Annotated in this window: 13 protein-coding genes and 1 tRNA gene; 5 read left to right on the forward strand and 9 right to left on the reverse strand. The window is 70.7% G+C overall.

Going from position 1 to position 11,413, the window contains the following annotated elements:
• The coding region (locus tag RIF93_RS14025; RefSeq protein WP_309092071.1) for an acyl-CoA dehydrogenase family protein at positions 1–254 on the forward strand (254 nt) is incomplete at its 5' end.
• Here the strand turns inward: RIF93_RS14025 and RIF93_RS14030 are convergent.
• Both RIF93_RS14030 and RIF93_RS14035 read right to left on the reverse strand, forming a co-directional pair.
• The gene (locus RIF93_RS14030) at positions 251–1,213 is read right to left on the reverse strand and encodes a CoA ester lyase (RefSeq protein ID WP_309092072.1); all 963 of its coding nucleotides are present in this window, start codon (positions 1,211–1,213) and stop codon (positions 251–253) included. The genes RIF93_RS14025 and RIF93_RS14030 overlap by 4 nt on opposite strands.
• Positions 1,214–1,282: 69 nt before the next feature.
• The gene (locus RIF93_RS14035) at positions 1,283–1,684 is read right to left on the reverse strand and encodes a hypothetical protein (RefSeq protein WP_309092073.1); all 402 of its coding nucleotides are present in this window, start codon (positions 1,682–1,684) and stop codon (positions 1,283–1,285) included.
• A gap of 139 nt (positions 1,685–1,823) precedes the next feature.
• Between RIF93_RS14035 and RIF93_RS14040 the strand changes: the two genes are divergently transcribed.
• Positions 1,824–3,044, forward strand: coding sequence for a heparan-alpha-glucosaminide N-acetyltransferase domain-containing protein (locus RIF93_RS14040; RefSeq protein ID WP_309092074.1), 1,221 nt, complete (start codon positions 1,824–1,826; stop codon positions 3,042–3,044).
• On the opposite strand, the gene RIF93_RS14045 is transcribed toward RIF93_RS14040, so the two are convergent.
• The 4 genes from RIF93_RS14045 to RIF93_RS14060 all read right to left on the reverse strand — a co-directional run bounded on the left by RIF93_RS14045 (position 3,041) and on the right by RIF93_RS14060 (position 4,824).
• Positions 3,041–3,784 carry a Sir2 family NAD-dependent protein deacetylase gene (locus tag RIF93_RS14045; protein ID WP_309092075.1) on the reverse strand — a complete coding sequence of 248 codons (744 nt, stop codon included), beginning with the start codon at positions 3,782–3,784 and terminating at the stop codon, positions 3,041–3,043. The genes RIF93_RS14040 and RIF93_RS14045 overlap by 4 nt on opposite strands.
• Before the next feature lie 186 nt (positions 3,785–3,970).
• Entirely contained in the window at positions 3,971–4,183 is a 213-nt protein-coding gene (locus tag RIF93_RS14050; protein ID WP_309092076.1) for a hypothetical protein, read from the reverse strand.
• A 54-nt stretch (positions 4,184–4,237) separates the two neighbouring features.
• The gene (locus RIF93_RS14055; protein WP_309092083.1) at positions 4,238–4,522 is read right to left on the reverse strand and encodes a DUF167 family protein; all 285 of its coding nucleotides are present in this window, start codon (positions 4,520–4,522) and stop codon (positions 4,238–4,240) included.
• Complete coding sequence (locus RIF93_RS14060) at positions 4,519–4,824, reverse strand: YggT family protein (protein ID WP_309092077.1); 306 nt, start codon at positions 4,822–4,824, stop codon at positions 4,519–4,521. Before RIF93_RS14060 ends, RIF93_RS14055 begins: the two co-directional genes overlap by 4 nt.
• Positions 4,825–4,920: 96 nt before the next feature.
• On the opposite strand from RIF93_RS14060, the gene RIF93_RS14065 reads away from it, so the two are divergent.
• Positions 4,921–4,996: transfer RNA gene (locus RIF93_RS14065), tRNA-Ala, on the forward strand.
• A 7-nt stretch (positions 4,997–5,003) separates the two neighbouring features.
• On the opposite strand, the gene RIF93_RS14070 is transcribed toward RIF93_RS14065, so the two are convergent.
• A complete protein-coding gene (locus RIF93_RS14070; protein ID WP_309092078.1) occupies positions 5,004–6,155 on the reverse strand; it encodes a carbohydrate porin in 1,152 nt (383 codons plus the stop codon).
• 251 nt (positions 6,156–6,406) lie between these two features.
• On the opposite strand from RIF93_RS14070, the gene RIF93_RS14075 reads away from it, so the two are divergent.
• Positions 6,407–8,227 (forward strand): HAMP domain-containing methyl-accepting chemotaxis protein, encoded by a 1,821-nt coding sequence (locus tag RIF93_RS14075; RefSeq protein WP_309092079.1) that lies wholly within the window; start codon positions 6,407–6,409, stop codon positions 8,225–8,227.
• A gap of 60 nt (positions 8,228–8,287) precedes the next feature.
• Positions 8,288–9,067, forward strand: a complete 780-nt coding sequence (locus RIF93_RS14080; protein ID WP_309092080.1) for a metallophosphoesterase family protein — start codon at positions 8,288–8,290, stop codon at positions 9,065–9,067.
• Here RIF93_RS14080 and RIF93_RS14085 read toward each other — a convergent pair.
• Both RIF93_RS14085 and polA read right to left on the reverse strand, forming a co-directional pair.
• Entirely contained in the window at positions 9,064–9,921 is an 858-nt protein-coding gene (locus RIF93_RS14085; protein WP_309092081.1) for a DUF1206 domain-containing protein, read from the reverse strand. The genes RIF93_RS14080 and RIF93_RS14085 overlap by 4 nt on opposite strands.
• A 34-nt stretch (positions 9,922–9,955) precedes the next feature.
• On the reverse strand, positions 9,956–11,413 hold a 1,458-nt coding region (gene polA / locus RIF93_RS14090; protein ID WP_309092082.1), incomplete at its 5' end, for a DNA polymerase I.

Raw genomic sequence — 11,413 nt, forward strand, 5'->3', positions numbered from 1 at the left:
GCTACTTCGCCGCCCGCACCAAGGACGAGGGCCGCCGCTGCGATATCGAAGCCGGCATGGCCAAGCTGCTGGCCGCGCGCGTGGCCTGGTCCAACGCCGACGCGGGCGTCCAGGTGCACGGCGGCAACGGCTATGCCCTGGAGTTCGAGATCAGCCGCATCCTGTGCGACGCCCGCATCCTCAACATTTTCGAGGGCGCCGCCGAGATCCAGGCCCAGGTGATCGGCCGCGGCCTGCTGGCCGGTCGCCGCTAGGCGAGGCCCAGGCGACGCGCCTTTTCCACAAGGACCTGAGCCTGGCGGATCGAGGCGGCGTCCACCATCCGGCCGTCGATGGCCACCGCCCCGCGGTTCGCCCGCTCGCCCTCGGCCAGAGCCTCCAGGATCCGCCGGGCGCGGGCGATCTCGTCGGCGGTCGGGCTGAAGACTTCGTTCAGAACGGCGATCTGGTCTGGGTGGATCGCCCACTTGCCCTCGAATCCGAGCGCAGAGGCCCGCCGGGCGCTCCACCGCAGCCCCTCGGGATCGCGGAAATCGGCATAGGGCCCGTCCACCGGCCGAACGCCGGCGGCGCGGCAGGCGACGACGATGCGCGCCAGCGCATAGTGCCAGGCGTCCCCGAGGTGCGGCGGCCGCGCGCCGGTCGCGTCGGGCTCGCCCAGCACGGCGTAGTCGGGGACCGGCCCGCCGATGGAGACCGTCCGCGCCCCTACGGAGGCGGCGTAGTCTCCCGGGCCGAAGTGCAGGCTCTCCACCCGCGGGCTGGCGGCGGCGATGGCGTCGACGTTCTGGAGCCCCTCGGCCGTCTCGATCTGCAGCTCGAGGCCCAGGCGCTTGCGCCCCGTGGCGGCTTCGATCTGGCTCAGCAACACGTCTAGCAGGTGGACGTCGGCGGCGCAGTTCACCTTGGGAACCATGATCAGGTCCAGCCGGTCGCCGCCCTGCTCGGCCACCTCGATCAGGTCCCGGTACATGAAGGGCGTGTCCAGCGCATTGATCCGCACCGAGACCGTGCGCTCGCCCCAGTCCACGTCGCGCAGGGCCTCGATCACGGTCTTGCGGGCGGCCGGCTTGTCGGGCGGGGCCACGGCGTCCTCGAGGTCCAGCATGACGATGTCGGCGGCGCTGGCGGCGGCCTTGTCGATGAAGCGGGCGGAGGAGCCCGGGACCGAAAGCTGGCTGCGGTTCGGGCGCGCGGGACGATCGAAGGTCATGCGGGCAGGGCTCCGGAAACTCTGGCTCGAGGTTCCTAGCGCGTCCCGGCCATCGCCGCGACCGCCGGGCTAGACGGGGGCGCAGGTGCTGAGGTTGACCGGCTTGGCTTCCGTGCGGGTCCATTCCCCGCCGGTCTTCGAAAACTCGGCGAAGGCCGAGCCCGACTTGCCCGTCGAGCCGTCGGCCATCCGCGCAGAGAAGCGCATCGCGGCGACCACCCGGGTGGTGACGCCCTTGGCCTGCTCCTCAGGCGTCAGCTCCTGCAGGCCCTTGCAGGTCACCTCGAAGGACTCGCAGCCCTTGCCCTCGACCTTGGTCGCGCAGGCCGGGTGGCTGGCTTCGATGTCGTTGCGCCAGGCCAGGATCTGCGCGTCGAGGCCGGCGTTGGGATCGCTGGACGAGGCGGCGTCGCCTCCGGAGCTGCAGGCGGAAAGGACGAGGGCGGCAAGGAGGAGGGCGGACCGGACCAAGGCGAACTCCGAGGACGAAGGGAGGCCGCGCGCATAACGCATCGAAAGCGGCGGCGATATGGCGCCAGCGTGAATATTGGCGGGGCCGGGTTCCTCGAACGCCGTTGTCCGGAGCGGCCGGCTGAGCCAACTTGGCCGCATGACCACCGCCGCTTCTCCCGCCCTGCAACCGGGGCTGACCTCATCCGCCGCTGCCGCTGCCGCGCCGGCCGAGCGCCTCGCCTCGATCGACATCTTGCGGGGCGTGGTGATGGTCCTGATGGTGCTGGACCACGTGCGCGACTTCTTCCACGTGCACGCCGCCAGCTTCGATCCGCTGGACCCGGAGCGCAGCTGGGCCCTGCTTTATGCAACCCGCTGGGTCACCCATTTCTGCGCGCCGGTCTTCGTACTGCTGGCCGGCGTCTCGGCCTTTCTCCAACTGGCGCGCGGCAAGCCCCGGGCCGAAGTCGCCCGCCTCCTCGTCACCCGCGGCCTGTGGCTGGTGCTGCTGGAGCTGACGCTGATCGCGTTCGGCTGGAGCTTCCGCTTCGACTTCTTCTTCCTGCAGGTCATCTGGGCGATCGGCCTCAGCATGGTCGCTTTGGGCGCTCTCGTCTGGCTGCCCTGGCGCGCCGTGCTGCTCATCGGAGTCGCCATCGTGGCCGGCCACAACCTGCTCGATCCCATCGACGCCGCCGACCTGGGCGCCTGGGCGCCGCTCTGGAACCTGTTGCTCGAACCAACCGTGATCGTCGTGCAGGGCAAGGTCTACGGCTTCGTAGCCTATCCCGTGCTGCCGTGGCTGGGCGTGATGGCGCTTGGCTTCGGCCTGGGGCCCGTTTTCGGTCTTGCCGGGACCCGGCGGCGCCGGACGCTGGCGCTGCTCGGCCTCGGCCTGATTGGCCTGTTCGTGGCGCTTCGCCTGGCCCACGGCTACGGCGACCCGTCCACCTGGGCGGCCCAAGCCACGCCCGGCCGGACGTTAATGGACTTCCTGTCGACCAGCAAATACCCGCCCTCGCTGCAGTTCGTCTGCATGACCATCGGGCCGGCGTTGCTGCTGCTGCCGCTGCTGGAGCGGCTCAAGGGGTTCTGGGTCGAGCCGTGGCGCACCTTCGGCGCGGTCCCCTTCTTCTTCTACATCCTCCACATCTACCTGGTGCACGCGCTGTCGACGGCGTTCAGCCTCGCCCAGAGCTACCCGGTCTGGGGCGTGGCGGACTTCTTCCGGGACCCGGCCGCGTTCCGGGGGTTCGGCTACGATCTGGCCGGCGTCTACCTGGTGTGGATTGCGGTGGTCGCGGCGCTCTATCTGCCCTGCCGGTGGTTCGCGGGCGTCAAGCGCCAGCATCCCGGCGGCTGGATGAGCTACCTCTAGGTCTCCGGCGCCGCGGCCGTCATCACCGGGCCGATCTCGTCGTGCAGCACGAGATCGGCGTACGGGTCGAGTTCGGTGGGCTCGCGGTTGACGATGGCCAGCGCCGCCCCGTTCCGCTTGGCCATCAGCGGGAAGCCCGCGGCCGGATATACCACTAGGGACGAGCCCAGCACCAGGAAGAGGTCGCAGGCCAGCGTCTCCTCCTCGGCCCGCGCCATCGGCCCCACCGGCATCGATTGCCCGAACGAGATGGTCGCCGTCTTCACGATGCCGCCGCAGGACCGGCAGGCCGGCAGGTCGCCCGTGGCCTCGTACAGCGCCTTCAGCTCGTCCAGCTCGTGCCGCAGGCCGCATTCCAGACAGGTGGCGTAGCTGGCGTTGCCGTGCAGCTCGATGACCTTCTCCGGCGGCACGCCCGAGGCTTGGTGAAGATTGTCGACGTTCTGGGTGATCACCGCGGCGCACTTGCCCTGGGCGACCAGGCGGGCGACGGCCATGTGGCCGGCGTTCGGCTCGCGCCCCACCCAGCCGGCGCGGCCCGAGAACGCCCGCTCCCACACTTCGCGGCGCTTCTCCTCGCTGGCCACAAACTCCTGGAAGTAGATCGGCTTCATCTTCGACCAGACGCCGCCGGGGCTGCGGAAGTCGGGAATCCCCGAGTCGGTCGAGATGCCGGCCCCGGTGAACACCACCAGGCGGCGGGCGTCGGCGATCATCCGGGCGAGTTCGGCGCGGGACATGGCCTCAGGCTAGCCGCGGCGGGCGGGGATCGGAAGTGGAAGGGGCGATCGGCCCGGCCGCGGTCGGGGGGATGCCAGGGGTGTGGGCCGGGCCGATCGACGACCACTCGTGTCCGACAGGCAAGTCGTTGAGCGATCGGCGTTACAACCGCCTGTCAAAAGGCAAGTTCCGCAGGGCTGCGAATTCTATGAGCCCAGGCGACCGCGTTCGCCCAGCCGCTCGCCGGTCTGGGCCTCGCCGTCGAGGTCCTTGGTCTTTCGGCCGTCGAGGCTGCCGTGGTTCTGGTCGATGCGGGGGGTCTCCGCCAACCGCGGGTCGCGCACGGCGCCGCCCTCCTCGGGCGCGTGGGCGGCTTCGGTGTCGGACGGACGGTTGGGGTCGGTCGGGATTTCGGGCATTGCGGCCTCCTCTTCGCTGTCGCGGAAGGGAAGGCGGCGGCGGCCGGCCCGTTCCTAAGGCGGCGCTCCGAAGGCCTGCGCCAGGTCCGCCGCGGTCGCCCCTTCGACCTCCAGCCGCTTGAGGCGGGAGGTCTCGCCCGCGGCGATCCGCACCGCCGAGCGTGGGACGTTCAGGGCCTTGGCGATGAGCGCGACGACGGCGGCGTTGGCGGCCCCGTCCGAAGGCGCGGCGCTGACCCGGACCTTCAGCACCGGGCGTCCGGCCTCGTCGGGGCTCCAGCCATCGACCGCGTCGCGGCCGCCCTTGGGCGTTACCCGGACCGCGAGGCGGACGCTCAGCCCAGCAAGCCCTGCAGCGGCCGGAAGACCATCGGCAGCAGGTAGATCTTGATGCCCTGCAGCACGAGGATGGCGATGATCGGGCTGATATCCACGCCGCCCAGCGGCGGGATGACCTTTTGGAAGGGCGCCAGCACCGGCCGGGTCACCGCCTCCAGGAAGCGGACCAGGCCGTAGACGAACTGGTTGCGCAGGTTGATGACGTTGAACGCCACCAGCCACGACAGGATCGCGCTGACGATGATCGCCAGGATCAGGAGCCCGAGCAGGCTGTCGATGATGAAGTAGACGAAGCTGGCCATGCCCACCGTTTAGCGGCCTTTTGGCCGCAGGCAAGGCGAAGCCGGAAGCGCGCGCTTGACAGCACCCCCGCCAATCGCCTTATTCCGCGCCTTCCTGGGGCCGTAGCTCAGTTGGTAGAGCGCCTCGTTCGCAATGAGGAGGTCAGGGGTTCGACTCCCCTCGGCTCCACCAGGAACCTTCAGCTGAAATCCAGGGTGAGCCGCAGCGCGCCGACGACGGCGTGGTCGCGCCCTTTGTCGCCGCCCGGGCGGAAGATCACCTGCAGGTCGGGCTGGAGGGTCAGCCGGCCCACCGTGTCGGCATAGGTGATCTCGATCCCGCTCTCGTGGCCGCCCAGGTCCAGGCCCTCGTCACGGCCGTTGGCGCGCGCCTTGTTGGACAGGAACGCCTGTTGCACGCCCACCGAGAAGGCGCTGTCAGGGCGGCTTTCGAAGACACCCTGCACCTTCACGCCCGCCTGCCAGCCGCCGGTGAACGGCGTGGTGTCGCCATCCGAAAGGCCGACGCGGACGAAGGCGCTGGCCCCGCGGGCCTCGTCGCCGGCGAAGCGGCCTTCGGCCAGGGCGTAGCCGCCGCGGGCGCGCCGAAGCGCCGGATCGCCCGCCGGACCCAGGTCGCGGATGTCCTCCTGCCGCTCGGTGTAGCCCCAGACGCCCGCCGCCATGCGGACGGTCCCGTTCCAGGCGGCCTCGCCCACCAGCAGGGCGCCCTGGTCGAGGCCCATGTCCGGACCGCCGGGATCGCCGATCGTGGCGGCGTCCGCGTTCAGCACCGCCGCCTGGAACGAGGCGCCCTCGTCGCCGCCGACCCGCAGGCGCGCCGCAAGGGTCGTCGAGGGGAATATGGAAGGTCCGTTCGGGCCGGTGGAGGCGAACTCCGAGCCGATGCCGAACGAGGGATTGATCAGCAGGTCCGACGCCTCGGTCGAATAGAACTCGCTGTTGAGGTCGTAGAGCCCCGCCAGCAGCGCGGCGCGGCCGCCGGCGAAGCTCTGCTCGACCCACAGTTCGTAGAGCCGCGCCCGCGGGCGCGGGACCTCGATGTTGTCGACGCCCTGCAGCGTGCCGATCAGGTCGTTCGGCGCCCCGCCGCTGTTGTTCAGCAGGTACAGGTGGACGCGGCCGCCCTTCCAGCCGAAAGCCTTCTCCAGGTCGCCCTCGACCACCACGTCCAGGTTGTCCAGGAAGCGGCCGGCCTTCTTGTCCACGCCCGACAGGCCGCCGCTGACGTCGGCCGTATAGACGATCTCATGCGTCCAGGCGCCGTCGTCTTCGGCGAGGGCCGGCGCGGCGGCCGCCGCCGCCGTGACCGACAGCGCGAATACACGCATGGCGCGCATCGTCTTGTTGAACATTGAACCCACCACGAGTTATCGTTGGGTGGACCGATAAATCTGCGCCTGTGAATCTCAGGTTAAATCCCGATATCGGTGATCTATATTCAGGTATGTGCGAAATTCACATAAATTGACGCGGAATATGATCTTAGATTGCCGTCCAAATACCGGTCTTCGCCCGGTATAGTAGCCTTCCATTAAGGCTATCGTCGTTATGTCGGCCCCAGGACATTGGGGGGACGGCCTTGCTCAGGACGATCCGACAGAAGGTGACGGCCGCGGGCGCGGCGGTTCTGGTGCTCTGCGTGAGCAGCGCTGGCGCGGGCCTGTGGGTCGCCAGCACGCTTGACGGGGCGCTGGAGCGCTCCGCCCGCTCCGAGGCGGTGCAGCGCAACCACATGCAGGCCGACATGATGCACGACGCCCTGCGCGGCGATGTGCTCTCCGCGCTGCAGGCCGGCAATCCGGTGCTGGGCGTGACCATGGACGACGTGAAGCGCGACCTGGCCGAGCACAAGGCCGAGTTCCGCAGCGCCGTCGCCGAGAGCGTGAAGCTCGCGCCCGACGCCGGCATCCGCGCAGCGCTGACCCAGTTGGAGGCCCCGCTGGCCGGCTACATGACCGCCGCCGACTCGATCATCGCCCGGGCGGAAACCGACCCGATGGGCGCCCAGGGCCAGTACGCCGCCTTCGCCGAAGCCTTTGGGGTGCTGGAAACGGCCATGGCGGAGGCCTCCGACAAGATCGGCGCCGCCGCGGCCGCCGACGCCAAGGCGGCGCGCGAGCACGCGGCGCTGGGCCAGCTCCTGATGAGCGTCGCCATCGGCGCGGGCGTGTTGTTCGCCGGCGGCCTGATCCTGATGGCCCGCCGGACGGTGGTGCGCCCGATCCTCGACCTGGCCGACGACATGCGCCGTCTGGCCGGCGGCGATCTGGACGTGGCCCTGAAGGGCGCCGAGCGTCCCGACGAGGTGGGCGAGATCGGCCGGGCCGTGCGCGCCTTCCAGGAGGTCATCGTGGCCCGCACCCGCGCCGAGGCCGATGAGGCCGACGCCCGCCGCCGGGCCGCCGCCGACGCCGAAGCGCGCGAGCAGGCCGAGCGCCTGGCCCGCGCCCGCGCCCAGGCCAAGGTCGTCGAAGACCTGGCCCAGGGCCTGCGCCGGCTGGCCGACGGCGAGCTGGACTTCCGCCTGACCGACGCCTTCGAGGGCGAGTACGAGAGCCTGCGTGCGGACTACAACGAGGCCATGGGCCGGATGGAGGAGACGCTGCGCACCATCATCGGCGCGGCCGAGGCCATCCGCACCGGCGCGCTGGAGATCGGCAACGCCTCGCAGGACCTCTCGCGCCGCACCGAACAGCAGGCCGCCAACCTGGAAGAGACCGCCGCCGCCCTGGACGAGATCACCGCCACGGTGAAGACCTCGGCCGAAGGCGCCGACGAGGCCCAGCGGGCGGTCTCGAACTCCAAGCAGGAGGCCGAACAATCGGGAGAGGTCGTTCGCCAGGCGGTGCAGGCTATGGACCAGATCGAGGAGTCGGCCCGCCAGATCAGCCAGATCATCGGGGTCATGGACGAGATCGCCTTCCAGACCAACCTCCTGGCCCTTAACGCCGGCGTCGAGGCCGCCCGGGCGGGCGAGGCCGGCAAAGGCTTTGCCGTGGTCGCCTCGGAAGTCCGCGCGCTCGCCCAGCGTTCGGCCGACGCCGCGAAGGAGATCAAGACCCTGATCTCGGCCTCCACCGGCCAGGTGTCTGAGGGCGTCGAGCTGGTCGGCCGCGCCGGCCAGGCGCTGGACCGCATCGCAGGCCAGGTGGCCGGCATCGACCGGCTGGTGTCCGAGATCTCGCTGTCGTCGCGTGAACAGTCGGTCAGCCTGGGCCAGATCAACACGGCGGTGAACCAGATGGACCAGATGACCCAGCAGAACGCCGCCATGGTCGAGCAGTCGACCGCCGCCACCATGGCGCTGAACACCCAGGTGGACCACCTGTTCGGCCTGGTGGGCCAGTTCCGCGTCGGTCAGCCCCAAGATTGGGCGCCGGACGAGCGGCGGGTCGCCTGATCCCCGCGCGGCGGAGCGTCCCGTTGTAGCGTAGGGGCGGCGCCCCTATCCTGGCGGGCTATGTTCAACCTGTTCCGCAAGAAGGCGCCGCAGGCCCGCCCGTCCACGGGCGGCCGGCTGGTCTATGCGGTGGGCGACGTCCACGGCCGGCTGGACCTGCTAGGGCCGCTGCTGCGCGACATCGCCGAGGACGCGCTGGCCTCGCAGCCGGCGGAGCGGCCGCTGCTGGTCATGCTGGGCGACTACGTGGACCGGGGCCCGGACTCGAAGGGCGTCGTCGACCTGCTGCTGCAGATGCGCACCTATGCGCGGCTCGAGACGCGGACGCTGAAGGGCAACCACGAGGAGGCGCTGCTGCGCTTCCTGGACGATCCGATGTTCGGCGCCACCTGGCTGGACAACGGCGGCGGGCCGACGCTTGCCTCCTACGGCGTGCAGCCGCCCGCCTCGCGCACCGATCCCGAAGCCTGGGCGACCGCCAGCCGCGCGTTCTCCGAGGCGTTAAGCGACCAGCACCGGGCCTTCTACGAGGGGCTGGAGCTGATGGTGACGCAGGGCGACTACGCCTTTGTCCATGCCGGCGTGCGGCCTGGCGTGGCGATCGAGGCCCAGGCCGAGCGCGACCTGCTGTGGATCCGGCAGGAATTCCTCGAGGCGGCCGGGCCCTTCGGCAAGGTGATCGTGCACGGCCACACGCCGTCGGAGGAGGCCCAGCTCACCCGCCACCGCCTGGGCGTGGACACCGGCGCCTACGCCACCGGCGTGCTGACCGCCGTGCGGCTGGAAGGCGAGGACCAGCGGCTGATGCAGTCCAGGGCCCGCCGGCCGCACGCCGCCTAGCGGTCGAGCGCCCGCTCCGGGCGCATGGGCCTGAGCCATCCCTCGATCACCGCGAACAGGCCGAAGGCGATCAGCCCGACGGCGGCGACGCTCAGCACGAGTTCGCCTAGCGGCTGGCGCTCAAGCTCGTCCAGCGCTCCACTCAGCCCCCGCGCCTCGGCCGCTCGCGCCCGCCAGCCGGCGAGCATGACGAAGACACCGGCGGGCGTGAGCGCCACGCCCCGTCCGAAGTAGCCGATGCGGGCCAGGACGCTCGCCAAGGCCCGCGTCCGCCGCTCCCCCTGCAGGTCTCGTCCGAAGTGATCGAAGACGGCGCGGGCAATGCTGCCGACGCCGCAGCCGGCGATGAAGAGGCCGCAGCCGACCACCAGCAGGTCGCCCATCGGCAGGTCGAGGGCGCGGCCGACCATGGCGCGCGCCTTCGCGCTGTCGTCCGTCTCGCCAAGATCCTCAAGGGCGTCCAGCAGCCCGAACACCGAAACCGCCATGGCCGCATAGGTCGCGCCGCTGATCGCCTGGCCCGAGCGGGCGAGCAGCGCCTTCAGCTTCCGGCCTCGGCCGTCAACGTCGAACAGCGCCTGCAAGGCACGCCAACCGGCGAAGGCGTAGAGGCCCAGGCCCGTCAGCCACAACAGCGCGATGCCGAATGGCCAACGCCGCCAGGCCTCCATCGCCCCCTGCACGCCCTCGGCGTGCGGCGTCAGGTCCAGGGCGGCCATCAGCGCGACCGCGCCGACGCTGACGTGCACGACGCCGCGCGCCAGATATCCGGCCCGGGCGGCGAGTTCGATGACGGCGGCCAGCGGCCGCCGGTCGAAACGGCGGCCCAGGCGCAGCGCGGGGGCGGCGACCATCCCTCCGCAACGGGACGGAATGGCTACGGTTCCGCTAGTGGGCGTCGTCCCAGTTGGCCGCGGCGCGAGCCTCCACGACCAGCGGCACCGAGATCTGCAGCGCCGGCTCGGCCGCCTTCTCCATGATCCGCTTCGCCACCGCGATCACCGCCTCGGCCTCGGCCTCGGGCGCCTCGAAGACCAGTTCGTCGTGCACCTGCAGCAGCATCCTGGCGCTCAGCCCCGCCTCGCGCAGCGCCGCCGGCATGCGGATCATGGCCCGGCGCATCACGTCGGCCGCCGCGCCCTGGATCGGGGCGTTGATCGCCGCGCGATCGGCGAAGCTGCGCTCGGCCTGGCTCTTCCCCCGGGCGGCGGGGATATGGACCTTCCGGCCGAAGATGGTGGTGACGAAGGCTTGGCTGCGCACCTGCTGGATCTGGCGATCCATGTAGGTGCGGATGCCGGGGAAGCGCTCGAAGTAGGTCTTGATGTAGGCGCCCGCCTCGTCGCGGGGGATGCCCAGCTGGTTGGCCAGGCCGAAGGCCGAGATGCCGTAGACGATGCCGAAGTTGATGGCCTTGGCGCGCCTGCGGGTCTCGGCCGGCATGCCCTCGACCGGCACGCCGAACATCTCGGACGCCGTCATGGCGTGGATGTCTAGTCCCTCGGCGAACGCCCGCTTCAGCTGCGGGATGTCGCCGATGTGGGCCAAGAGGCGCAGCTCGATCTGGGAGTAGTCGGCGCTGATCAGCACATGGCCCGGCTCGGCGATGAACGCCTTGCGGATCTTGCGGCCTTCCTCGGTCCGGATCGGGATGTTCTGCAGGTTGGGGTCTTCCGAGGCGAGCCGCCCCGTCGTCGCCGCAGCCATCTTGAACGAGGTGTGCACCCGGCCGGTCTTGGGGTTGATCGCCTCGACCAGGTTGTCGGTGTAGGTGCCCTTCAGCTTCGACAGTTGGCGCCAGTCCAGCAGGATGCGGGGCAGCTCGTGGCCCTGGGCGGCCAGGTCCTCCAGCACCGAGGCGTCGGTGGAGGCCGCGCCCGTGCCGGTGGCCTTGCCGCCGGACAGGCCCATCTCCTGGTAGAGGATCTCGCCGATCTGCTTGGGGCTGCCCAGGTTGAACGGCCGGCCGGCCAGGCGGTGGGCCTCGGCCTCCAGCTCGCCCATGCGCACGCCGAAGTCGTTGGAGAGCTCGCGCAGGCGCTGCGGGTCGACCTTGATGCCGGCCAGCTCCATCTCGACCAGCACGCGCGGGAGCGGCCGCTCGACGGTCTCGTAGATCGTCGCCAGGCCCTCGTGCGCCAGCCGTGGCTTGAGGTGCTCCCACAGCCGCAGCGTCACGTCGGCGTCCTCGGCCGCGTAGCAGGTGGCCTCGTTCAGGGCCACGTGCTTGAAGCTCTTCTGCGCCTTGCCGGCGCCGGCCACGGTCTTGAAGCTGATCGGCTCGTGGTCGAGCCAGGTCTTGGACAGCTCGTCCATGCCGTGGCCCTTCCGCAGGCCGCCCTCCAG

Origin of the sequence: Phenylobacterium sp., assembly GCF_031181185.1 — a bacterium.
In the GTDB taxonomy this organism is placed as follows: domain Bacteria; phylum Pseudomonadota; class Alphaproteobacteria; order Caulobacterales; family Caulobacteraceae; genus Phenylobacterium.